Source organism: Puniceicoccus vermicola (assembly GCF_014230055.1).
Taxonomy (GTDB): Bacteria; Verrucomicrobiota; Verrucomicrobiia; order Opitutales; family Puniceicoccaceae; genus Puniceicoccus; species Puniceicoccus vermicola.
Window position 1 is genome coordinate 1 of record NZ_JACHVA010000073.1, and the last position, 24,290, is coordinate 24,290.

The following is a 24,290-nucleotide window of genomic DNA, read 5'->3' on the forward strand; positions in this document are numbered from 1 at the left end:
TCACGGGGCCGTAAGGTTCTGTCCGATGGCGAACGTGAGCGTTTGCTGGAGGCCTACGAGGGCTGCGGACTGACGCAGAAGGAGTTTTGTCGGCGCGAAGGGGTGAACTACCACACCTTCGTTTCCTGGCTGGGTCAGAGACGCAAAAGCAGGGACCGCAATGGACCTTCGCACCGGAGCGACTTTGTGGAGATGGTCGTTCCCTTCGGATCGGCATCGGAGAGCGGTTTCGAGCTCGATCTTGGTGGAGGGCTCGTGGTGCGAACCGGCGACGAGGACGCTCTGTGGAGGTTAATCGAACGAATCCGGGGGTGAGCGGTGCTCTCGTTACCTCATTCGCTGCGGGTGGTGCTGGCGGTAGAGCCGACCGATATGCGCAAAAGCTTCAATGGACTGTGGGCAGTGGTCGAGCAGCATCTTTTCGAAGATCCCATGGAGGGGAAGCTTTACCTGTTCACGAACAAGGCGCGCAACCGGCTGAAGGCTCTTTATTGGGATGGGACCGGGGCCTGGGTTTTTGCCAAGCGCCTGGAGAAGGGCCGATTCAGTTGGCCTTTGGGCAGTGACGGCAAGAAGCTCAGCCTCAAGCCGGAAGCGGTGACCATGCTCTTGAACGGAATCGATCTGCAAAAAGGATGCGAAAAAGCCTGGTATGAGCGAAAAAGGGATTGACCGTCCGATCTAAGTATCCACTGTATGGATACTCAATGCCGCCTACCTACGACGAGCTTCGACGGGAGAACGACCTGCTCAAGCAGCAGATCGCCTGGTTCAAGCGTCAGCTCTTCGGGGGAGGCAAAAGCGAAAGAATCGACCGGGACCAGGCGTTGCTCGCCCTGGAGGAGATGGAGACCCGGCAAAAGCAAATGGAACGACAGGAGGTCTCTTATATCCGCTCGAAAGCCCGGCAACGTTCCAAGGGTGCCATCGAGCGCTTCGAGAAGGTGCCGGTTGCCGAGACCGTGGAGATCGTCCCCGAGGAGGTGAAAGCCGACCCGGACCTCTACGAGCAAATAGGGGCCGAAGAAACCTTCGAGATCGATATCACCCCGCCGAAGATCTTCAAGCGCCTCATCCGCAGGCTGAAGTTCCGCCACCGCATCGAGCGAAGCCTCCCTCCGGTAGTGGTTCCGGCCCTCGAAAGGCCCGTCCAAGGCAGTTACGCCTCCGCGGGGCTGGTCGGCTGGGTGGTGCTGGGCAAGTATATCGACCATCTTCCCCTTTACCGGCAGCAAAAGATGTTCGAGCGCTGGGGTGCGAAGATCTCCCGCCAGAGCATGGCCGACTGGGTGCAAACGGTAGCCTTCTGGCTCAAGCCCCTCTACAACCACATGCGACAGGAGCTGCTCGAAAGCGGCTACGTCCAAGCCGACGAGACTCCCGTCCGGTTCCAGGATCCCGACAACAAAAAAGGCAAAACCTCCCAAGGCTTCCTGTGGGTCGTCCACAGTCCCGGCCTCGGCGTGGTCTTCGACTGGCGGCTGTCCCGTCGGCACGTTGAAGCAACCCGTTTGCTCGAAGGATTTACGGGCCTTTTGCAGACCGACGGCTACGAGGCCTACAACGCTCTGGTCAAGAACGCTGAAGCCATCATCCATCTGGGTTGCTGGGCCCATGCCCGCCGGGGCTTTTTCAACGCCCGGTCCGACCATCCGAGGGAAGCCAGCCTGATCCTCGGCCTCATCGGCAGGCTCTACGACTTTGAAGAACGATACCGCAAGCAGGGACTCTCTCCGGTCGAGAGAGCCCGGCAGCGGAAAGTGGACCAGGCGCGCATCCTCAAGTGGCTCAAAATCGCGATCACCATCTCCCAAAATCGTTGCCTGTCCCAGTCCAACCTCGGAAAGGCCTGCTCTTACGCTCTGGCGCGCTGGAAATGCCTGTGCCGCTACCTCCATCACGGCGAAGCCGAGATCGACAACAACCTCGTCGAAAACAAAATCCGTCCCTCGGCCATCGGAAAGAAAAACTGGCTCTTTATCGGCTCTCCCGACGCCGGAGAGCGAACCGCCGTCATCTACTCCATGCTCCTGACCTGCGAGATCCACGGGGTCGATCCCCATGCATGGCTGCCCGATGTCCTCACCAAGGCTCCCAAGACGCCCGAAAAGAAAGAGCAAATCAAACTCCTGCCTCATAACTGGCAGCAATGATATAGATGTCGTCACCATCTGCATGTAGCAATGGTGACCATATTGGTTTAGAAGTCGTCACCATCAATACTCGTGGAGGGGGATGAATGTCGGACGCTTACGTTGCTGACAGCCTACCTGCGTCCTTCGGACCGGGACGCGGCCTTGCACTCGGCGGCAATCCTGAAGCTGTTGGTTGCCAGAGTGCGTCGGCAGTGGCCGCAGGTGCGGATCATCTTTCGGGGCGACAGCGGTTTTTGCCGGGAGCGGACTCTTGCCTGGTGCGACCGTAACGGCGTCGACTATGTCGTAGGACTGGCCCGCAACGAGGTGCTCTTGCGGGAGATCGCACCTTTAATGGAACGGGCCCGGCAAGAGCACGAGAAGACCGGCCAGAAACAACGCCTTTTCGGCGGCTATATCTACGGAGCCAAGACTTGGACTCTCAAGCGACACGTCATCGCCAAAGCCGAACACTCGGACAAGGGGGCCAATCACCGGTTCGTGGTCACCTCCCTCGAAGGGAACGAGCAGGACATTTACCAGAAGATCTACTGCGCCCGAGGTGAGATGGAAAACCGGATCAAAGAACAAATGACCCTCTTCAGCGAGCGCACCAGTGCCGGACATTGGTGGGCAAACCAATGGAGACTGATCCTCTCGGCCTACGCTTACACACTCTGGGAGTGCGTTCGCCGTATCGGCCTTGAAGGCACAAAGTTTGTCCGGGCCCAATGCGCCACTTTGCGACTGAAGTTCCTCAAAATCGGTGCGGTTATCGACAATGGCGTGCGGGTCTTGAGACTTCAACTTCCCTCGGCCTTTCCCCTGAAGGATCACTTCGTCCAAGCCCTCGCACGACTGCGACCCACATAACGCCCCGCCATTGAGAACCAACCCACGTTCCGAATAAGCGCTGGGGTAAGGGGAAACTGTGTCTCCACCGACTTATGAACTCCAAAAACACCACACAAGGCCCAACTTTCAGACACTGATTCAAGATCAACAGCGATCACCTCACTTCGCAGAGCCTTCATGAGAAATGCGGGCTAACCATTCAGGATCTCAAAATGTTGCAAAACGGCAAATGGTCTTTGCTGAAAAGTTTTTCCTGGGCCGAAAAGGCAACTCTGCATGTTTGGAAAGGGTCGATCCAATGCATTGCCCAGACCTTTTCACGATCCCCCTATTCCAATTTCGAATCCGGTATTGAACATTACGACAGAAAGGGAGAACATCCCCTAAAGACTTTTCCGCTCTCCGATAACCCCACCATTCCACCTTGAACCTCCAGTACATCGCAGACAAAGCCGGCGTATCCCGGATGACGGTTTCCCGAGCACTACGGAACCATCCCGAGGTAAGCGAGTCCACGAAAAGAAAAGTTCTAGAAGTCGCCGAAGAACATGGGTACAGCCCAAATCCGATGGTCTCGATTCTGATGTCGCAGGTGGCCCGATCAAAACGCGCGACATACAGGCCCACCCTGATCTTTGCTGTCAGCGGCCAACGATTTTCGGCTAGTGAAGTGGAAGCCGGCCGATCCGGAGGATCAATCATTGGCGCCCGCAACCGTGCCGCAGAACTCGGCTACAACTTGGAAGTCATGGAATTTCAATCGAATAACATGTCGCAGAAACGATTCAGCGACATACTGGCGGCACGTAGAACACCGGGACTCATTATTTCCCCTTCAGAAGATCCCCACGCTAACTACTCCTTTGATTTCAAGAACATCTCCGCAGTCGCTATTGGGTACAGTATCCGCGAACCGAAACTGAATCGAGTCTGCCTCGACTACTACGTCTGCATGATGAAAACACTCGAAAGCCTTTGGCAGGAGGGATATCGACGATTCGGCCTCATATTGCGGGAAGAAACCGACAGCCGTATTCTTCACCTTTGGAGCTCAGGATTTCTTACGTTTCACTGGAGTAACGCCCAACAAGGTCGGGACAATATTTTAATTACCGAGACTCTGAAAGAACCCCAATTTGCTTCTTGGTTCAAAAAATCACGTCCCGAAGTGATACTCTCTTATAACGATACTGAATACTGCGAGTGGGAACGGAAACTAAGATCCCCCAAAACACGGCCATGCCGATTCGTACACCTAGATCAGGATTTTATCCATAACGAGAATGCACTGATTGGATCGATTGAATCAGCACGCTATGAACTCGGTCAGGCAGCCGTCGATCAGCTGGTCGGCCTGATTAAACGCAATAGCACGGGTATTCCGAAAAGGCAGCATACTGTGCTCATCGAGCCCAGATATCTACCCACCCAATCGTCACCTCAGGAACCTACTGAGAAGAAGAAAAAATCACTTCCGGCGACTTAAGAACCAGAATTGCGTCCAGGACGGTTTTCTCCCGAGCCGCAATGCGGAGGGTCACCTCCCCCGCTTCCAGAAAAATAGGTTCAAACCAAGCCTTGTTTCTCAACTCTTGGACACGGGAAACTCCGGCCCAATTCCAACCAGGGGCGCAACGGAACTGAGTTTCGACCAACGGATCGTCATTGATCGCAAAAAATACAGAATTGTGGCTTCCGGCTGGCACTTTGGCGAAGAGACGGACTGCAAGAAAATAGATCCCATCCTCTGGACAATTGAATGTCGCAGTGAGAACCTTGTCAGGAACGGCCGAAAAATCATCCGCTTCCGAGAATAAGACGGTTTTCCCGGAAAGTGCGCCTTCTCTCTCCACAACTTCAAATTTTTCCACACCCGACATACTCTCGGCGTCAATGAAAGCCACAACATCGTCGCCCTCCTTTTCAAACGAAGCGGACAAAGGTTTCTCCGAATTCTCAACGATCACGGGAACGGAAAGACCGTCTTTCAATTTCACGAGAAAAGCTCCAGACCTTTCCTCGATCTTCTCATCGGCCACGCGGGAAATCCGCAGCGTGACTGGATTTCCCGGTCCAACGACATTCGCACTTGTTTCTACGTCAAACCAAGAGAACGCTTCGTTCTTTAAGATCTGAAACTCCAGAGGCTCCGTATCGGCCAGGGAGATCTTCACTTCAACCGGCGCTTCATCCTGTAGCTGGATCCGCCTACGCGAGAGTTCTACCCCCGATTCGCGGAGAGGCATTTCACCGGAAATACCGGGGCGAAGCCCAAAGTCGGGAAATCCTGGAAACGGAGCCGCGATTGCAGCCCCCGGAGATTCATTTGCCAAAGTAAAATCACCACCCATCGAATCTTCAAACAACGGAACTCCTGCAACACCCTCTTCCTCCAATCCCTCCGCAATCAGCCAGCCCCGGTAATTCTCCAAATATTCCGAGTCTGAAGACCAAAACAAGTTCCGATCGAGACGCAAATCCCCATACGCCGCGTTAAACGCAATGATTGCACCTTTCGGAAAAAGGACATTGTTTTGCACGACATAGGATGCAGCCAAAGATCGGCTCGCGGGAAATCCACCCAGCCTCCCAGAACGGTAAATCGTATTATTGAGGAAATAAACGCTTCCATCTTCAACGGAGCGGTAGTTGGTTTTCAACGCATCACCGAAGAGCCCTAAACGGTCCCCGGAGTTCACAATCAAATTGTTGAAGAGATAGCTCGGACCGTGAAATGAAGGAGCGGTACTGATTCCCGCAAACGTTCCTTCTATCAGATTTCCCCATACCCTCATATTCATCTGTCCGCCATCGAGCTCCACCCCATCGTCGTTCCCAAAGAGCATAGCATTCCCATAGATGTCCGCATCCTTGCGAAAACCTCCCTCAGGGCTACCGTTCCGAGCCGATTCAATAACGTCATTCCAACGATGGCGATTCGATCCAATCATGTCGTTGTAGCGGATAACGGTGTTCTCGTTCTCGATTACATAGATTGCACTAGGACCAGTCGGATGAGAGAAGGCCCACGAATTCGATGTCCCTCGTGGATCGTGAATATAGCAATACTCAACGACCACCGAATAGCATCGCTCGATCAAAATTCCGGCATCCCGATTAATCAGGTTTCCGTCCTCATCCAAAAACTGTCCTCGCAGATCGTAACGCCTCTCTCCGACTCGGCCCCAACCGGAGATATCGCAGTTGCGTATTCGCACATGACGGGAATCCGCAATGCTTACCGCATTGTAACGTCCACCTTTGATCGTGAGCCCTTCGAGAATGACATACTCGACATCATTGAGGGTGACCGCATTCGGACTCTCTGAGCCTCCCTCGATTTCGCCGTTGGACACATATCGTATCCATCCATCAGGCGACCCACTTTCTACAATATGAACAGGCCCTTTTGCTAAAGAAACCGTCTTCGCCACGGGCACCTCCGATGACAGAGTCGAAAATGTTTCTCGGGCCAGTCGGTCTTCACCGAGCCAAACCGCGACCTCATACTCGCTACCCTCACGCAGACCGAGAAGGGAGTTCCGTGGAACCGGGAGGTTTTCAGTCCAAACAAGTTCCGGAGCGATTTCCCAAGTCTCCACTCCGGACTCCCTGTATTTCACTCTGTATTCAAGAGTTTCTGCATTACGCAAATAGATCCCCGCGCTTTCGAAACTTGGTTCCACTTCTATCGTCAAGGCCGCCACGAACTGCGACAACCCGATCACGGCGAATACCCCTCCGATGCAACGTTCAATCTTCATCGATCGCATAAATTCTGAGGTTCCTGTAAATTGCCTTGGTCCAACGCATTTGACGCAAACCGAACCATCCCGCCCCGAGGACCTCTCCATAAGAAGCTCCATCATCCTGCCAATCGATCGACAGTTGTCCATCCACGGCCAACTGAATTCTACCCCCGACTTTACTCAGTACGACACGATGAGTTTTCGTGCTCTCCGGCGGGATTCCTTCCGGGCCATTTGAAACTAGATAAAAACCACTATTCTTGCGCAGGTTCGCCGTCGATCTGCCCGGATTCGCTTCGCTATCCGCATAATACGAAATATGATAACAATCGATATCTCCACCATGATACTGTTTAAAATCACCATCCCGAGGAGTAACGTCCTGATCGAAAACGGAAACACCATCCGGGCCAGTCGCTGAGAAGAAGACAATGTTCAGTCCATATTCGCTGAGAATCTCCACCTCCCATTCGGCCACAAAGTTCTCCGGCAGCCTGCGGTCCAGCCAATAGACTATGTGACCATCGGAACGCTCCGGGCGAGTCGACTCCATGACCATCCCTTCAGCAGTATATTCGACCTTACCAGGCCCCTCCATAATCCAGTCTTTCGAATCCTCCGGACGAGTCATCGCATTCTCATAAACCATAGAAAGCTTGTCCCGGGAAACCTGAATCTCCCCCAAATCTTCCGCCCCGAGGAGGTGATCGGATTGCCCCGAATACTGCGCAGACAGTAGGCTATTGATTTCTTCTTCGTTCAACGGTTTATCGTAGAGACGCACTTCGCTAATCCCAATATCGGGAAGCAACCGAGCCACGATTCTTTCCAGGACCGGGGCCTCCATACCCGGTTCGAAACGTGGCAGATCAGCCCCACTCGGACGTCCATCAAAATAAAGGTTCTGCAGACCCTTGTCCGTATCCCACACCACTGCCAAATGATGCCAACGGGGTCCATTGATTCGAGGCGTCTGAATTCGCATATAACCTCCAAAATCGTAAGGACCTCTCCAATTCATGAACATTCCCCAAAATTGAGGCCATAGCCCGACCGACAGGTCAATGACCTTGGGGGAGGAGACCAGGGTTTCCTTCCATTGCTCGTTGCCCGGGGCACTTTGATAGTCTCGATCCACATAGAACCAGAAACCCAGAGTCCCCGAGCTCATTTTGGTCTTCGCGTCGAGATTCGCGGAGACTTCGACAACACCTTCCATAGCCATCGCTCCGGCAACATCTTCAAAGGGGCCGGGAATCTCCGTCACTCCGTCAACTCCCATTCCGGGTGTTCGAATGCGAAGGATAGGCTCCAACACCACCATTCTAGATGGGTCGAAAGATTCAGCCAGTTCCGGCGAGGTTTCGGCCAGCATCTCGAAAACCCAGGACGCTACCAGACGACTTCCATCCTTCGAGAAATGAGTTCTATCCACCGCCTTGTGGGGTGGTCCTAAACGATCGGTCGCGGGTTCTCCCATCGCGAGGTATTCCCGTGTGCTCCGCGCGTGGAGATCCAAAACGAGTGTTCCCGTCTCTTCGCCAACGATTCGCACCGACTCCGCATACGGTGCCAAAGAATCACGAAGGTTTCCCTGCGAATCGAAGGTTCGCCGCGCGACGGGCGTCAATAGCACCACCCTGGCCCCACTTTCCCGAGCTTCCGCAATGTATTGGCGTAAATGCTCCCGATACTCTGTCTTGGCATCACTCGCACGTTCCGGCCCCTTCCCCGGTTGATCATTATGGCCGAACTGAATCAGGACCCAATCCGCGTCGTAGCTTAACGCATCATCCCATCTACCCTCGGTTCGAAAACTGCGCGAGCTTCTTCCTCCCTTGGCCGTATTGATAACCTTCACACCCGGCTTGGCCATTTGACTCAATGCCCATCCCCATCCCGCTTGATCTCTACTCGACAGCGCATCGACCACCGTAGAGTCGCCAACCAGAACAATTGTTGAAGACGGACTCTTTTCGAGGGCCGACTCAGACCGCGACAAACCTGCGGTGGAGATCAGACAGAGAGAACAAAAACAGAGCAGACGCATAGGGGTATAAGTAGAGTCAAAGGTTAAAGACCAACGAAACAACCTCATACCCATGATCCACTCCTGGGACCAGAAGCCTTTTTCGTTACTCGTATCAAATCCACACCGCTCGTTCTAGTTTCCCCTCTCAACCGGAAGGGATTCGTCGATACGAGTAACGAAATATCCCCATGGACTCTCCCTCCCTCCTTTTTCATATTCAAAATCTCGCTATGCTTGCCCCCTCTTTTCTTTCTCATGCGCCCCCCCACCCTAAAACCTCGTCAAGGGGATTCGCTCTCGTCATCTCACTATCGCTTCTCGCATTCTTGGTAGCGATATTGTTAAGCCTCTCCGTCTTGGTTTCCGTCGAAGCCAGCCAGCAGACCACCCAAAGCCAGATCCTCGGAGCCCGGACAAACGCTCTCCTCGGCGCTAGAGTGGCGATCGGAAAGCTACAGAAAACGATCGGCCCCGATAACATCCTTACCTCAAACGCATCCCTTGCGGCTAACCCAGTCCCCGAAAAGTCCAAATGGCTCGGAGTTTTACCCAGCGATGGGACCGGAAGCATTTCTTGGCTCGTTTCGGGGAACGAGAACCCGGAAACCAATAGTAACGCCGCCACATCCACCAAACTTCCGGGTTTTGGAGCGACCCGCGTTCCCCAAGTTCCCGTACAGACGAGCTTGAATGAAGGAAACTTTTCATTCTGGGTATCCGACCTTTCACAAAAGGCCCGAATCGACCTCACCGATTCGAGGATTACCGCCACCGACTACGACATCCCGGACGATTCATCCCTGTTGGCCCCGCAGACTTTTGGTATACCCCTCCTCGCGGACCTCTCTCCACTGGCCTCACTCGGAGAAAAAACTCCAGCCGGAGCCGAGCTCCGGACCCGAGCAAAATCCGCTACCCAATATGCAGAATTTGGTCATTTGGTCCCTCCGCAGGCGCTCGTCGATCATTTCCACAATCTCACTGCATTTAGCTATGGTCTGTTCACGAACGTGGTCGATGGGGGATTAAAAACCGACCTCACTACCTACGTCACAGACACCGCCTCTCCCCTCACCGACATTTATACCAATGGCCCCCCTTGGGCTCTCTACCAAGATTTCCTAAGACTCGGGCAATCCGTAGACGTAAACGGAATCACTCCTGCGGTTCGTAACCCATTGACTACAGCTGGAGCGCAGGATCTCGCCCATCCTAATTCGCACGGAATCGTTCCCGTAATCTTCTTCTGGCAATTTGGGATGAGCGTAGTCCCACAACCACCGCAAACCTACGGCCCGGACGATACGATTCCCCTCGCTCTTCGAATGGAACCGGTAGTGATCATGCTCAATCCCTACAATGTTCCATTGAAATCGCAAACCTACGTATTGCGCATGCTCTCCGGCGGCGGAAGTTATTTTCCCAGCACGAACACCCAGCGCGAACCAGCCCTCGTTCTGGAGCACGAATCTCATAGCGGATCAAAGACTATCCTCACTCCCAATACCGGAGATGCCAACGGAGTTCAAAACTACGGAAACTACCTCAATGAATGGTTGCCGGACTTCACGGGACATGGCAGCGGATCAGATGGCCGTTCATTTCAGGAAAATTCCTTTCGGGTCGGATTCACCACGTCCTTCGAACCGGGGCAAATCAAGGTATTTGCCCTCGAATCGGATACAACCCTTCCCGGCGCCGGAGAGGATTGGGTTCTCGAGCTCCAAGAAGTCGATGACCCCCTCACTCCCTACTTCGCGACCTCCGGTGATATTACCAGTTCACTTCAGGAGCCATTGACCGGGCGTATGTACGACCAAATCCTCGCCGGATCCCACGATCTCAACTTGAAGCTTCTCGCCGGTTCCGTGGTCATGAGCCTCTATCTGGGCTCCGTCGACAACGAGAATCCGGTTCGATCGGAAAACCTGACCACAACCCAACGCATCGGTTACGATTCCGAATGGTCCAGTGACGAAAGTTACTTCATCGGATCTTACCTCAAAGGTCCCAACGACTGGGTAAATAAAGAAGACGACCCTCCCTCGCACGAGGGACTTAGCAGCCTGCGCAACTACAATCTCCGCTCTCACTATCAACACCAAACACATCCCAATTCGGCGGGAGTGACGGATTTCAAGCAGTCTCCCACCTATTCTCCATTCTCCGATATCGCCTCTCAGTATAACGGTGTCTTCAGCCTCTGGGATCCAGCGATGTTCGATTCCGATACGCTGGAACCTCGTCTCGTACTTTTTCAGCTCCCGACAGAGCCCATTACCTCCCTCGCCGAGCTCCAACACGTAGATTTTTCTCACCACGTGTACGCTCCCGCCTACGCCGTCGGAAACTCCAACGCGAACCCGTGGATTCCCGCATCCGAAACCCGAAGCACCACCAGCGGAATTCAGGACTACTCCTATCTTCTCAACGAGGCACTTTGGGATCATTTCTTTGTTTCCACTCTCGAAGACGACGGAAGCGGAAACCTGATACCGGCAAGTCCTCGCACTACCCTTTACGCTCGAAACGGAACTCCGCCCTCCAACACGGATCTATCGGACCCGAGGTCCGCCGCTTCCCACTTGCTACTCGAAGGGCCTTTCAACGTGAATTCCGATTCCGTTGATGCTTGGACCGCACTCCTCGCCAGTGGATACCAATTCCCAACAAAAGTTCGAGATGCCATTTCGGGAGATCAAGATCTCTTGGACAATCAGGGCAGTCCCTATGGTCGCCATTCCATCCCATCTGGTGGATCCGTTTCCCTGGCGCCTCCCCCTGACAGCTCCGCAGAATACTGGCGAGGCTACCGCGATCTCACGGACCAACAAATCCGTAATCTCGCTGGACAGATAGTCTACCGAATTCGCCAGAAAGGGCCTTTCAATCGTTTGGCCGATTTCATCAATCGCGATCCGTCTTCAAATCTACAAGTCGAACAGCTCAGTGGCATCCTCCAGGCTGCTATCGATTCACAAGTCGTTGTCACCGTCGACGGGGTGGATTTCAATCCCCCGAACATCAACCCTGCCCCTAATTCCGGGAACGCAGTCCAAAGCGTCCACGAAGACCTAGACTACGAGTTCCCCGAGGCTGCCCTCGGGGTTCGCTCCAGCATGGCTCCCGGCTATCTCAGCCAGGCGGATCTCCTCGCGAAGCTGGGACCATACCTTACGGTTCGCGGCGATTCCTTTCTCATTCGAGCTTCCGGTGAAAATACAAATGGCTTTGGAGAAGCGTCGAGGACCTCTGCCCAATGCGAAATTATCGTTCAGCGAGTTCCCGAATACCTTCTCGACCCCACCCAGGATCCAACCGAGCCCGCGAACGCCACCAACGCCATCATGGGCCGCAAATTACAAGTCATCTCTTTTCGTTGGATCGACGAAGAAATGCTTTGAGCGGTGCCCTATTCGACCTTTCCATGAAAACCACATCCCTTGGATTTCTCGCAATTCTTTCCATTCTTCTGCCTCTGCATTCTCAGGAAGCTCCCGTCGTTCAGACGACTCTCAGTTTCGCGATCTGGTACGACGGCGTCAACTTGAGGCCTCTCATCAGACAGGAAGAACCAATATCCGGCTTGGACCTATACGTGCTCAACCAAGAGAAAGTGTACGAATTATCTGCACCCTTCGGACACTTTGGCCGCACCTTGAACTACCAAGGATCCAAGACCGTTCCCCTTTACGACCGTCCTCCGAACCCCAGCCAGGTTTCTCGACCGGTGGCCCTCATTCAGCTCGAAGAAGCAACCGGAGAGAATGCCGTGCTATTGTTTCCGGACCTCTCTCAAGACACGATACGCTACCAAGCGAAAACCTTTGATAGTTCTCTCAACGCCTTCCCACGCGGAAGCCTTTGCGTCGCGAATTTTTTCTCCACGACTCTCTATCTCAAAATCGGGGAAAATCCTGTTAGAATCGACGCGCATCAAACGAAAACGATACGAGTAACTGACCAATTGAATCGTGGCATAAGCCTCTTGGCCGTAGTCAAAGAAGATGGCTCAAACCGTACACTTCCTCTCATTCAAAGGCGAATTCGAATGAATCCCGAGGATCGTCTCTACCTGTTTATCGCTCCTCATCCAACCAAACCGAGAGGAGCCACATTGAGAATCATGAATGCGCCCAAGACTGCACCCGAAGGGAACCTTTCCGTCTTCTAAGAAAAGGTTTGGGGGCCGGAGAGCTTACAACGTTTCGCTAGAATACAATGCCAACTAGAAACATCAAAGCCCAACATACACTCACGGTCGCTCTGGTCGGCGTTACCGGGTACGCGAATATGTATGTTGACCGGTTGGTCTCCTATCATCGAAACGGGAGAATCCGTCTTCAAGCGGCAACCGTCATCAACCCATCCGAAGCTTCTGAAGCCTGTCACGTTCTCCATGAAATCGGGTGCCGGATCTATAGCGACTTCGAAAAAATGATCGCCGAGGAATCAGGTAGAATCGACCTTTGCGCGATTCCCACGGGGATTCACCTCCACTGCCCCATGACCATTGCTGCGCTCAATGCAGGAATGAACGTTCTGGTCGAAAAGCCTCTGACAGCTCGTGCCGACGAAGCCCGTATGATGGTCGAGGCACGCAACCGAAGTGGTCTCGAAATATTCGTCGGATTTCAAACCATGTTCAACCGGAGCCTCTGGGAAACCAAAGATCTATTGACCCGTCAAAAATTCGGGAGAGTCAAAATGATCAAAAGCATCGCTTTGTGGCCCCGCCCCACTACCTACTATACCCGCAACAATTGGGCGGGCAAATTATCAGTCGGCCCAAACACCATATTCGATTCTCCGGTCAACAACGCGATGGCGCATTTCGTCATGATGCCTCTATTCCTCAGCGGCAAAGACATCGAAAACACGGCGTCGATCGTTCAACTGGAAGCCGACGCATTCCGAGCCCAAAACATTGAGAGTTTTGATACCTTTTCAGCCAGAGCCACCACGAACAACGGCATCGAGCTGCTTTTTAACTTTAGCCACTCCACCCAAGAACGCTATCGACCGACCATTGAAGTAGTCTGCGAAGGAGGGACTCTGCAATGGTTCGAAAACGAGAATTACCGATATCCCGATCCCGACAAAGTTTCCGCCCATTCGACCAGAATCGAACCGGTCGACGCTCGAACCGAGATGTTCGAGAATATCTTCAATCGTCTTCAAAACCGACCGGGAAACTGCTGCACTGTCGACCACGCAATGGCCCATACCGAGTTCGTCAATCATCTCCACCACGACCTTATCGTCGCCGAGGTCCCCAAGAATCAGATCTCAAGCGAAATCCGGAACGGTCTCTCCTATAGTTTTGTTCCAGGTCTCGGAGAGCAAATGTTTCACTCCCATCAATCCGGAGAGATTCTTTCGCAAGTCATCCCCAATTGGATACATGAACTACTAAACACCATTCCTGTTAAGTAACATTCAAATTCCAAAAACTATGAAACCGAATGTCATTGTAGTGTTGGCCGACCAGCACCACGCCCAGATGATGGGCTGCGCCGGGCACCCGCAAGCCCTCACCCCGAATCTGGATGCGTTTGCAGATTCCGGGGTGCGATTTTCCTCTGCTTACGCTCAGAATCCGATCTGCACACCGAGTCGCATGAGTATTCTAAGCGGGCAATACTGTATGAATCATGGTTACTACGGTCTTTCCGGGCCGAGCCCCAAACACCTGGACAACCTATTCCGTCACTTCAAGAGGAATGACTACCGAACCGCCTGCTATGGGAAGATGCACTTGCCAGATTCCCCGCGAAACTGGATTGCAGACGATGTTGACGAGTTTTGCGATGCTTACGAAAGAGCCGATGGGGCACGAGGAGAGTCTGAGTACCTGCAGCACCTTGAATCGAAAGGAATACGAAATCTCGAAGACAGCTGGCACAATCCTCACCACTACGGAGAGTCCAGCATAAGCCTCGATGCGAGGCCGTCGGATTTACCGTACGAAGACACCATGGAAATGTGGAGCCTGGAGAAGGCCAAACGTTTCATGAAACAATCCGACAGCGACCCGTTCTTCGTCGAGCTTTGCTTTCAAAAACCTCACCATCCTTTGTTGCCACAAAAGAGATTCTGGGACCTTTATTCACCAGATTTGGATCTACCCGACAACATCAATGCGAATCCGGGACATAGGCCTCCACATTTTCAGGATGCTTACCACGAATTTCATTCCATGAAGTGGGACTACGCGAAAGAAGGTGACCCCTTTGAAGACGGTGCCCGCCGCGCATGGAGGGGAACTCTCGCCTGTATTTCTCAGATCGACGACGTTTTCGGAAAGCTTCTAACATTTCTCGAGGACAACGGTTTGTCGGAGAATACCATCGTTATTTACGGTAGTGATCATGGTTGTTATCATGGCCTTCACGGTATCGTCGAAAAGGCTCCCGGAATCTGTTCCGAATCTGTCTGCAAGGTCCCCCTCATCTGGAAGGTCCCTGGGACCACTCCTGAAGGACGAATCTGCGATTCTCTCGTAGAGAACATCGATATAGCCACCACCCTGCCTTCGCTCTGCAACATTCCAGAAATGGAAAGCGCGGACGGATGCAATATCATCCCATTGCTAAAAGGTTCCCAGGAACCGGTCAGAGAGATAGCCGTCACCGAGAACCCGTGGACAAAAGCTCTACGCTACGGAAAATGGCGCTATGTATACTACCCGAAACAGGTCTTCGGCTCTTCGAAAATCGGAGAACTTTACGATATTGAATCCGACCCATGGGAAACGAAGAACCTCTACGATGACGATGTCTATTCGTCAGTCCAGTTGCATTGCCAGAGACTTCTGCTGGATTGGGTCATAACGAGACGCCGCAGCGTCACTGCACAAGTCACAATCAAGGAGCCTCAAGTCTCCAGCTATCAAAGAGGCGCTTTTTTTCGCTATCCAGTCTGTGAAGACGGAACCGCCCCCAATTTTGCGCAACCTCGAAATCGCTCCAACCTTCATCAACGCTATCTGTAGGTATTCAGGGCGGTGCCGTAAGAATTTTTCCGTGCAAAACAAAAGCCTCCGGCTCTAAACCGGAGGCTTCAATTATGGAAATCTGTATAAACTTCCCGCCTATTTCCGACGGGAAGAGCCACGCATCGAAATGACTCCCGCAGTAACGACCAGTCCCAGGAGGAGCCCCGCCGATTCGGGTTCGGGAATCGAATTCAATTGGATATTATCGACCCAAGATTCATAGGTGGAATCGGTGTTGGCCCCCGTTCCAAGACGAAACTGATTGGTATTAATTCCCTCCAGTCCATTTGGCTCGTAGAAATCAAATACGGCCTGACTTCCTCCCACAGTGAGCGCCGTTCCATCGACGCTGACCGAATATCCGGGAGTGATTCCCGCAAAGTCCCAGCTCACCGTTACAGTAAGTTGCTCACCGTAAGAGAAACCTTGGTCGGTCTCGGTCCCGCTATCACCATTCTGATAAACATTAAATGAGGGAGTTCCATTACCCGAGCCAATCAAAAGCCGGATCGCACCTTGCCCATTAATCCTACCCACAGATGATGATCCAACGTTCGATCCGAGGCGCAGATCGAGAAAAGTCGAATTCACCTGAATATCAAAAGTCAGCGAGCCCTGGTCGACCAATTCCTCTCCGTTGGTCTGGAACCAGACACCTGGCGAAGTATCGGAGGTATCCGGGGCGTACAGATACAAACTCTTTCCACCGAATGGATTCTCCGGCGTGTAGTTTGTATCCTGGACTTCAATGATGTTTCCGCCTGACGAAGCTCCTGTAAACGAGGAGCGCTCCGCTGGAGCGGATCCTACAGTATCACTTTCGAAATCAATATCCATCAGGGTTTGGGAAAATGCGGCCGGAGCACACGAAAGAGATAGGACGAGAGGGAGCAGTAGTGTTTTCTTCATGGTATCTATTGGATTGGGGTTAGTATGATTAAACTAAATTACGTTTAAAGTAAGGGGTCGATGTAAGGTTTCAAAACTTACCGATCGTTATTCGTAACGAAACGAAGGTCAGAGTCGTCGAAGCGAAATTCTCGAGACCATTTTGCCGTCTCTCCAGGATCGAGCTTCGTCGCAAAATAAAGCTCCGGACAGAACTGGCCGCGATCCTGATAACAATGAAGCGCCTCCACGCTGGGCGAGAGAGACAGACTCACCGAAATTCCACTTGGGAAAAAGGCAAGCCGTAGCAAACTACTTTGCTCCTCCTCTATCGCCCGGTATCGCTGAATCCTGGGTTTTTCTACCGGCGAATAGGTGAAACTCTCTCCAGACTCAATTCCCGACCCAATCGGCTCCCATGAGAAAGATGTGGCCAATTCAATCGTCTCCGCACCCTCGGGAACGGAAAAGAAAGCATGATTGTATTGATCGAATGAGATCGAGGTTCCGCTCAGGTTTTTCAACGAATACTCGATCAACAGATTAGCAGGCGGATCGATTGTAATTCTCTTGGAATATTCGTAACGAACTCCTCCGCTAGAATCGACGCTCTGGGTAGCATGCCACCAGTCAGCCCCAACGTCGCGTTTCGAGGGAAATACCCTCTGAACTCGATGGGGTTGCGCGTTCATATAATGGGGTTTCGCCGCATGAAAGGCTTCCATCTCCCCCACCCCGATTTTAACAAAGTCCCGCGTTGCTTCCAACGGATCCCAGCCCAGGATTCCCAACCCCGAAGCACTAAATTCATCGACCAGACCATCTGAGGTTAAAAACTCTCGCCCTTTCCATTGAACGGAGGAAACCCGGCCCAAACGATCGAATCTCCGATCTCCATAGCGGGTTTCGAAATGCGGATCGGTCCGGATAACCACCTGAAAATCTCCCATCTGCAATTCTGCTTTTTCGGGATTTGGTTCGGTCTCTGTATCACCCTCTGGCCAAGGAACGTCGTACCAATTCTCTGGTGCCGCCATTCGCAATAAGTCCCCGCGATGAGAAAGTTGCGGATCGGCAAGATTCATCTCTCGATAGCAAGCTTCGAGAAAATTCAGCATGTGTATTGCTCTCACGCTACTCGGTCCAAAACCCGTGCCCAATGTATGACGTCCACCACCGACGTTGTCTTTGATCCAAAGGCCCGCCTCGTTTTGGGTATTCAGTGCACGACGAGCCAAACGAAGTTCTAAAGGCGTCAAACCCTGTTGTTCGACGTTCGGCGCGTTACGTTTTTCCAACAAAGACCAAATATCCGGGACGGGCTGAGGGTGGATGACATGGGGATTCTGAGGGTATTGATTAGCCTCTTTGAATTCGACGGGATCGTCGAGAAAATAGATTTTGCGCTCCCAACTAGCGACCGGTCTCCCTGTCTCCGGATCGTAATACTTAAACATCTTTCCATCCGGAAACTGTTCTTCAATCCACTGAGCGGCTTCCTGAACGGGAACTAAGTAGTTCTCGTCTCCGGACAGGCGATAGGCTTCGATCAAAGCCGTGCAAGCGATCAAAGTGTCCTCGCTGGAATAGGCAGGTGGTTCGTGATGCCGGGCAGATGCAGGAGAAAGGGTATTGTCATACTGCTGCGCCCAACCATGAACCTGCCCAGACATTTTGGCAGCAACCAACCAATCGGCCGCACGTTTCGCGGCCTGCAGATATCGGGTGTCTTCGGTGTAATGGTAAAGCAAAATCATGATATTGAGCGCATCATTCATCGCGTAATCGTTGATTTCCCCCCCTTGGGGTTCTCCCAGAAAGGTCTTCCCGATTCCTTCTTCGGGATCGTATTTATAAGACCAACTGCCGTCCGGGTTCTGAGCCTTCAGGTAAAACTCACCTGCCTTCCGGGCGCTGATGATGTATTCCGATTCGCCCGTCAATTTATAGAGCGACAAAAGAAGAGCAATGGACTGGCTTTGAACTCCGTCCTGAAACTTGGGTTGCGAATGCCGATTGCGTGAGTCGAGAGGGACAATCGTTCCAAAATCGAACTGATAGTTGTTCAGCCAATAGCCCTCATCCGATTGAGCAGCGACCAGAAAATCACCCGATTTCCGCGCAACTTCAAGGAGCGATTCGTCTCCTAAAATGTCGTAAGCGTATACAAACCGGGATGCGATGATGGGCGTGCCGTTACTCTTATCCAAACTGACGATATTCTCCGTATCGATAAATCCTCGTCCCTGTGCGAATGCACCGAGCATAGTAGGCCAAGTGTAGGTCACCTGCCATCCACCGTTAAACTGAAGCCCCTCCAAGGTATCGAAACGCCGATAAATCCCCTCAACCATCGGTTCCAACAACTCAACCATCTCCGGATTCGAGAGCGGTTGATAGCGATCCAGTAAAGCACGACTTTGCATCCAAATCTGAAGATTATCGAATTCGTTTCCGCTCCGCATCATGCCCCCGGGGTAGAGGCGAACTTCAACCCCCCCTCCCAAGTATTGAGCCAGAGGTGCATCAAGTCCTCTCGGAAGCTCGAGTCTGCCTTCCACTTGGGCCCCATCCAGTTCCAGCCATGCACGCTGGCGCAGGCTATCCCATGACGCTCCGATCCAATGCCATTCATCCGGATCGTTACCCACCAATGGAATCGACAACTCCGCGATTGTCGGTTGCTCCCGAATTTGAAACTCCGTACAGCGCAGAAAGAGTTTTCCATCCTCGACCACCAAACCCAAATCGTATCGATGGCCGCGGATCGCCCAAAGCCAAACCATTCCTTCCTCTCCGGAGATCGCCGTCCCCCGGGTAGCAAAACGAATGGTGCCACTATCGGCGCTGACATTTCCCGCAGCCCGGTAGTGCAAATGCCCCCCATCTTTCTCAATCCGAAGAGCCGATCCGTCCAATCCATCCGGAACGATTTGAGTTCCAAACCCTCCCGGTTCGGGAAAGCCATGCGAACGATCGGCTACCGTGCTTTGATCAAAACTCACTGCGAAGTCCGGTGGTGGCCACTCGGTCTCAGTGATCGGCGTTTCATTGCCTTTGAGAGAAAGAACAATCGCACAAGTAAAGAGAAACGTGGAACAATAGATGGACAAAGAGGGCATAAGGAGTTTCTAAATGCGGGTGAAAGCCAGAACCCTCACCGAAACTCGGGTCAAAGACCATCCAACAATATCGTTACGCGTAGCGGAAAGGACTTCTTGGTGCTCGGGCAAGGTTCAGTGATTTTGGAACAAGAACCTCGCCATGAAACCCAATATCCTCTTCATCACCGCTGACCAGTTTCGCTGGGACGCCCTCGGCCACCTAGATCGTTTTTCGGTGGAAACACCGCATCTCGACTCCCTTGCTCATCGTGGGACAAGTCTCCGCTGCTATTCTCCCAACCCGATCTGCGTCCCATGCCGTGCCTCCATCGTCACCGGCCAGCCGAGTTGCGAAACCGGGGTATACTACAACGATCAAGGATGGCCTCGGGACATGCTCACATTTCCAAGCGAAATGGCGGCAAACGGATACTTCTGCTCAAACGTGGGAAAGACCCACTTCATGCCAAAGAATAGAACGGCGGGCTTCGACCGAGTCTTCCACGAAGGAGACTATCAAGAAGCCCTGAGCCGAGCGGGACACAAGAAAGCCAAACCCGTTGGAGAACAGGCCGTAAAGGATTGGAACTACCGGACCAGACCCGAAGACATTCCCTATGAGTGGTACGAACCCGTGTATATTACTACTCGCGCCACTCAGGAAATCCAACGCCTGGCCGAGGAGCGCAACTGTGGAGAGGGAGGACACGAACCGTTCCTCCTCTGGACCTCCTTGCTTCAGCCCCATACGCCCTGCATTCCACCTGAACCTTGGTTCTCCCGTTACTCGGATGTGGACTTTGGTCCCATCCTGAAACAACCGGGAGAGTTGGCGCGAATGCCCAAACCCGTTCGAGAATTTCAAGAGACCCTCGCTTTCCTGGATGATGAACATGTCTTGCAATTCCGGCGTCAATACATGGCGAGCGTTAGTATTGTCGATGAACAGGTGGGGCGACTCCTCCGGGCATTGGAGGATGCGAGAATCGCCGAGAACACCATTATCATATTCACCGCCGATCACGGCGACTTTCTCGGGGATCACCACCTCCAACAGAAGTCATTCTTCTACGAGGCCTCCGCACGAGTACCATTCATCGCCGCCGGGCCAGGAGTTCAATCCGGACTCTCCCTCGATACTCCCTGCTCTCTGATCGATCTCTTTCCTACATTCCTCGACTGCGCTGGGCTTTGCTATCCCGAAGCGCTCGATTCTGAAGGGAACTCGATCTATGATGACGAACGCAACCTGCCTGGGAAAAGCCTTTGGCCCGCACTTTGTGGAAGGGCTGGCCTCCCCGATCGAGAAATCTATTCTGAAACCGGAATCCACGGGCAAGCGATCATGATTCTTCAAGGAAAGAACAAATACATCTACTATCCTCAGACTGCCGAATCGGAGTATTTCGACCTAGAGTCTGATCCCGAAGAAATGAAAAATCACTACCGATCCGACGGACTGGCAGCTTTCCCGGAATCGGTTGCTCAATGCTTTCGATTCAGAATTCAGGAGATGGAGAAATGGAAAAACCGGAAGTATTTTTACAAAGGAAGAGTTCGCTCCAATTTCTCGTAGTTCCTCCACTACCCTACTCCTGAGAGGAGAGTAGAACTCAGTATTAGTGGTCCTCGTTCTAATATTGAGGAACCCCCTCGCCGGGATAATCAAGCCCAGTCGGTCGGCATGTCAGCATCAGCTTTTTGCCATGCGTTTAAAAGATACTTCGATATGCCCTTAAACGCCTACCACGTCAGTAAGGCGCGACGGGAGCCAATCCAGACTAACGCCACCATCACTGAAATCGCTTTTCGCAACGGCTTCAACAACCTCTCTCATTTTAACCGCCAATTTCTCCTCCATACCGGAGAAAATCTACGCACCATCAGAGAACGCAAACATTCCTACCTCGACTGAGGATCGGAGTAAATTCCGCGTGGGCACTCCTATCCCGAAGATTCTCATTCCCGAGAAATATCGAAGCCTCGACGAAGTCGCTTCCACTCAACGGGAGAAGTCCCCATCAATTTCTTAAAGCGTCGCGAAAAATAGTAGGGATCTTCATACCCACAACTAAAGGCCGTCTCAGCAACGGTCGCATCCGTACGGCTCAGGATCTGTCGAGCCCTCTCCATCTGCTGCCGTTCCCAATAGCAACGAGGGAATATGCCGGTTTCTGCTTTAAATAAATGCACCAAACGTGAAGTCGAGATCCCGGCACGTTCCGCAAGCACTTCAATCGAAAAGGTTTCCTCTGTATGAGCCGCCATGTCTTCCATCGCAGCTAGGACGCGAGCATCCACCTGAGCCCATCCTCCGTCCAATCTCGCCTCCTCCGCCCATAGCAGTGCTTCTTCAAAAGCGTTTCTCGCGAAATCTAGGGTTCGCTCCAACGGCTTGCGAAGCAGACGGGCGGTCCGTCTCATGGCCGCTAAAAAGCGTTTCTCGATCTCCTTAGAATGAAAGTCCAATGCATGCGTTTTGAGTCCAACCGTCGGCCATCGACTTAGCCATGGAATCCATTCGGGGCGCGGAAGAAAATGGGCCCAAATCAAATTCCAGTGGTCGCCTCGCATGTCCGTCCGATAATCCTGGACCGCCCCTGCTGCAAAAAGCACCACTCGACCTGGGGGAAGTTCGTGCCGGTGTTCACCAATCCAGAACTCGCCTGCACCGGAAATCGTGGTAATCAACAACCAATCCCCGCTCCCCTGAGGCCGAAACGTTCGGTAGCCGCTCCTGCGATGAAATTCGTCGGCGAACAGCATCGTAGGATCATGAGGATGCGAGTCGGACCTAAACATAGCAGAATAATCCATCAATCAAAGAGAAGATTCCATCCTATTTTGAGACCGAATTCCATATGCTAATACCCGATACAACGATAGCTCCTCTCAAAACCAATCATGGAGCCCAACGCAGAAACTCCCTTACGACCATGACAAAGATCCAAGCAAATCCAGATAAGGCCAAACAGAACCGCCTCGTTACGCCTGAGCAAGTCGAACAATTCCACCGCGACGGCTGGTGCGTGGTCGACTCCCTCTTTTCGACCGGAGAGATCGACACCATCGAGCACTTTTTCGAAGACTTCAAAAACAATGGACTCGCCGCCTACGATAGCGGTGACAAGTTTGAAGACATTGATCCGAAAAAACGCCAACTCCGCGCCATGCACCCGCATCGCTATAGTGAAAAGGCGAAGGCTTGGGGACTACATCCCAAGGTGATCGAGGTGCTCAAGGTTCTCTTTGGGAAGCCCCCGCTCATGGCCCAGACCATGTACTACTTCAAACCACCGGGTGCTCGGGGCCAAGGGATGCACCAAGATAACTTCTATCTTTTGGCCGCACCCTCCACCTGTATTGCCGCCTGGACGGCGATCGACGAAGCCAATGTCGATAACGGCTGCCTATGGGGCGTGCCGGAGTCACACTCACGGGAGATTATTTGCCCCAAGGGCATTCCGGACACCTCTTGGATGAACTACGGAGATTCCCACGTCAGGCCTTTCCCGCGGAGCGCGAAACCCATTCCGATTCCCGCCCCCCGAGGTTCTACGATGTTCTTCAACGGACAGTTCATCCATGGCTCCAGCCGGAATCGCACGAAGGATCGTTCGCGCCGCAGTTTTATCGGGCATTATGTCGATGCAAATACCGAATCTCTTTCCGTTCACTACCATCCAATCCATGACGAGAACGGCAATGTGATGAGTCGTATTGCCAAAACGGAAGGTGGAGGCCCTTGCGGCGATGGTGTAGGTGGCGGAATCCACTGACGCTCCGTCGTAAATGTAGGGCAGACTTCGCTAGCGAAGCCCCTACAGCCGACCGTATCATCTTCCAGAGGATCGCAACGAATGTTCTACCACGACCTACAGAACTGTAAATTTTGGAGCCGTCCGATCTCCTTGCGGGCATTCACTCACGGCACTCAAATCAGCCGAAAACCCTATTAGTTACTAGGCTCCTCTCTCGTCCATCGTATACGTGCAATACCACTGGTGTCCAGTTAAGGACGATTCGAGAGTTCCTATCTTGTTCACAACGAGTGCTTAATGGATAAAAAGGCATGTGACGCATTTGAACGTGCTGGCCGACCGTGGTCGAGTTCATTCTCAATAAGGGATGAACTCCGGACGCCTGATTTTCACCCAGATCACCGATCTCATCCATCGCGAACAGTTCAACCGCTGCATGTTGCTGCACCCGATGCCAAGGGCGAGTAAAAGTATGACCGCTCGCGACCAGTTTCTCGCCATGGCCTTCGCCCAGATGACCTTCAGGGAGAGTCTGCGCGATATCGAAGCGTGCCTGGACGGTTGCGCTCATTGCTACGCGATGGGTATTCGCGGGAAGATCGTCCGGACCAATCTCGCCTACGCGAACGAGAATCGGGATTGGCGCGTCTACGAAGCTCTCGGCCAAATACTGATTCGCAAAGCCCGCCGATTGTATGTCGAAGATTCCAACGGATTGGACATCGAGGAGATGGTTTACGCGCTCGATGCCTCGACCATCGACTTGTGC

Annotated in this window: 18 protein-coding genes; 13 read left to right on the plus strand and 5 right to left on the minus strand. The window is 52.8% G+C overall.

Annotation, left to right across the window (positions count from 1 at the left end):
* The 5 genes from tnpA to H5P30_RS07955 all read left to right on the plus strand — a co-directional run.
* Positions 1–315: IS66 family insertion sequence element accessory protein TnpA (tnpA, locus tag H5P30_RS07935; protein ID WP_185692416.1), on the plus strand; the 315-nt coding region annotated here is incomplete at its 5' end.
* A gap of 3 nt (positions 316–318) precedes the next feature.
* Positions 319–672 carry an IS66 family insertion sequence element accessory protein TnpB gene (tnpB, locus tag H5P30_RS07940; RefSeq protein WP_185691969.1) on the plus strand — a complete coding sequence of 118 codons (354 nt, stop codon included), beginning with the start codon at positions 319–321 and terminating at the stop codon, positions 670–672.
* A gap of 35 nt (positions 673–707) precedes the next feature.
* Positions 708–2,153: an IS66 family transposase gene (gene tnpC, locus H5P30_RS07945; RefSeq protein WP_185691970.1), complete on the plus strand. Its 1,446-nt coding sequence runs from the start codon at positions 708–710 to the stop codon at positions 2,151–2,153.
* A gap of 72 nt (positions 2,154–2,225) precedes the next feature.
* Positions 2,226–3,008, plus strand: coding sequence for an IS1380 family transposase (locus H5P30_RS07950; RefSeq protein WP_185692417.1), 783 nt, complete (start codon positions 2,226–2,228; stop codon positions 3,006–3,008).
* A gap of 406 nt (positions 3,009–3,414) precedes the next feature.
* Positions 3,415–4,476, plus strand: coding sequence for a LacI family DNA-binding transcriptional regulator (locus H5P30_RS07955; protein WP_185692418.1), 1,062 nt, complete (start codon positions 3,415–3,417; stop codon positions 4,474–4,476).
* Here H5P30_RS07955 and H5P30_RS07960 read toward each other — a convergent pair.
* Together H5P30_RS07960 and H5P30_RS07965 are read right to left on the minus strand one after the other, a co-directional pair.
* A complete protein-coding gene (locus H5P30_RS07960; protein WP_185692419.1) occupies positions 4,439–6,754 on the minus strand; it encodes a right-handed parallel beta-helix repeat-containing protein in 2,316 nt (771 codons plus the stop codon). The two genes, H5P30_RS07955 and H5P30_RS07960, sit on opposite strands and share 38 nt — an antisense overlap.
* The gene (locus H5P30_RS07965) at positions 6,744–8,789 is read right to left on the minus strand and encodes a DUF1961 family protein (protein WP_185692420.1); all 2,046 of its coding nucleotides are present in this window, start codon (positions 8,787–8,789) and stop codon (positions 6,744–6,746) included. The genes H5P30_RS07960 and H5P30_RS07965 overlap by 11 nt, the downstream gene beginning before the upstream one ends.
* Before the next feature lie 308 nt (positions 8,790–9,097).
* Between H5P30_RS07965 and H5P30_RS07970 the strand changes: the two genes are divergently transcribed.
* Genes H5P30_RS07970 through H5P30_RS07985 form a run of 4 tightly spaced genes read left to right on the plus strand, consistent with a single transcriptional unit; the run spans position 9,098 to position 15,765 of the window.
* The gene (locus H5P30_RS07970) at positions 9,098–12,175 is read left to right on the plus strand and encodes a hypothetical protein (protein ID WP_185692421.1); all 3,078 of its coding nucleotides are present in this window, start codon (positions 9,098–9,100) and stop codon (positions 12,173–12,175) included.
* Positions 12,176–12,198: 23 nt separating this feature from the next.
* Positions 12,199–12,945, plus strand: coding sequence for a hypothetical protein (locus H5P30_RS07975; protein WP_185692422.1), 747 nt, complete (start codon positions 12,199–12,201; stop codon positions 12,943–12,945).
* 47 nt (positions 12,946–12,992) lie between these two features.
* Positions 12,993–14,207 (plus strand): Gfo/Idh/MocA family protein, encoded by a 1,215-nt coding sequence (locus H5P30_RS07980; RefSeq protein WP_185692423.1) that lies wholly within the window; start codon positions 12,993–12,995, stop codon positions 14,205–14,207.
* 19 nt (positions 14,208–14,226) lie between these two features.
* Positions 14,227–15,765, plus strand: a complete 1,539-nt coding sequence (locus H5P30_RS07985; protein WP_185692424.1) for a sulfatase family protein — start codon at positions 14,227–14,229, stop codon at positions 15,763–15,765.
* Between the two features lie 99 nt (positions 15,766–15,864).
* Here the strand turns inward: H5P30_RS07985 and H5P30_RS07990 are convergent, their stop codons facing one another.
* Positions 15,865–16,677 carry a hypothetical protein gene (locus H5P30_RS07990; protein WP_185692425.1) on the minus strand — a complete coding sequence of 271 codons (813 nt, stop codon included), beginning with the start codon at positions 16,675–16,677 and terminating at the stop codon, positions 15,865–15,867.
* A gap of 77 nt (positions 16,678–16,754) precedes the next feature.
* On the minus strand, positions 16,755–19,778 hold the full coding sequence (locus H5P30_RS07995; protein WP_185692426.1) for a pectate lyase: 3,024 nt from the start codon (positions 19,776–19,778) through the stop codon (positions 16,755–16,757).
* 142 nt (positions 19,779–19,920) lie between these two features.
* On the opposite strand from H5P30_RS07995, the gene H5P30_RS08000 reads away from it, so the two are divergent.
* Positions 19,921–21,336, plus strand: a complete 1,416-nt coding sequence (locus H5P30_RS08000) for a sulfatase family protein (protein ID WP_185692427.1) — start codon at positions 19,921–19,923, stop codon at positions 21,334–21,336.
* A gap of 63 nt (positions 21,337–21,399) precedes the next feature.
* Positions 21,400–21,675 carry a helix-turn-helix domain-containing protein gene (locus H5P30_RS08005; RefSeq protein WP_343075437.1) on the plus strand — a complete coding sequence of 92 codons (276 nt, stop codon included), beginning with the start codon at positions 21,400–21,402 and terminating at the stop codon, positions 21,673–21,675.
* Between the two features lie 44 nt (positions 21,676–21,719).
* Here the strand turns inward: H5P30_RS08005 and H5P30_RS08010 are convergent, their stop codons facing one another.
* A complete protein-coding gene (locus H5P30_RS08010; protein WP_185692429.1) occupies positions 21,720–22,562 on the minus strand; it encodes a helix-turn-helix domain-containing protein in 843 nt (280 codons plus the stop codon).
* A 134-nt stretch (positions 22,563–22,696) separates the two neighbouring features.
* Between H5P30_RS08010 and H5P30_RS08015 the strand changes: the two genes are divergently transcribed.
* Positions 22,697–23,539 (plus strand): phytanoyl-CoA dioxygenase family protein, encoded by an 843-nt coding sequence (locus H5P30_RS08015; RefSeq protein ID WP_185692430.1) that lies wholly within the window; start codon positions 22,697–22,699, stop codon positions 23,537–23,539.
* Positions 23,540–23,888: 349 nt separating this feature from the next.
* A partial coding sequence (locus H5P30_RS08020) for a DUF4372 domain-containing protein (RefSeq protein ID WP_185692431.1) occupies positions 23,889–24,290 on the plus strand: 402 nt, incomplete at its 3' end.

What these genes read in the sequence shown, in the direction of transcription:
- tnpC (WP_185691970.1), top strand. Translation starts at nt 708, where the DNA reads ATGCCGCCTACCTACGACGAGCTTCGACGGGAGAACGACCTGCTCAAG.
- H5P30_RS07960 (WP_185692419.1), bottom strand. Translation starts at nt 6,754, where the DNA reads ATGAAGATTGAACGTTGCATCGGAGGGGTATTCGCCGTGATCGGGTTG.
- H5P30_RS07965 (WP_185692420.1), bottom strand. Translation starts at nt 8,789, where the DNA reads ATGCGTCTGCTCTGTTTTTGTTCTCTCTGTCTGATCTCCACCGCAGGT.
- H5P30_RS07975 (WP_185692422.1), top strand. Translation starts at nt 12,199, where the DNA reads ATGAAAACCACATCCCTTGGATTTCTCGCAATTCTTTCCATTCTTCTG.
- H5P30_RS07980 (WP_185692423.1), top strand. Translation starts at nt 12,993, where the DNA reads ATGCCAACTAGAAACATCAAAGCCCAACATACACTCACGGTCGCTCTG.
- H5P30_RS07985 (WP_185692424.1), top strand. Translation starts at nt 14,227, where the DNA reads ATGAAACCGAATGTCATTGTAGTGTTGGCCGACCAGCACCACGCCCAG.
- H5P30_RS07990 (WP_185692425.1), bottom strand. Translation starts at nt 16,677, where the DNA reads ATGAAGAAAACACTACTGCTCCCTCTCGTCCTATCTCTTTCGTGTGCT.
- H5P30_RS07995 (WP_185692426.1), bottom strand. Translation starts at nt 19,778, where the DNA reads ATGCCCTCTTTGTCCATCTATTGTTCCACGTTTCTCTTTACTTGTGCG.
- H5P30_RS08000 (WP_185692427.1), top strand. Translation starts at nt 19,921, where the DNA reads ATGAAACCCAATATCCTCTTCATCACCGCTGACCAGTTTCGCTGGGAC.
- H5P30_RS08010 (WP_185692429.1), bottom strand. Translation starts at nt 22,562, where the DNA reads ATGTTTAGGTCCGACTCGCATCCTCATGATCCTACGATGCTGTTCGCC.
- H5P30_RS08015 (WP_185692430.1), top strand. Translation starts at nt 22,697, where the DNA reads ATGACAAAGATCCAAGCAAATCCAGATAAGGCCAAACAGAACCGCCTC.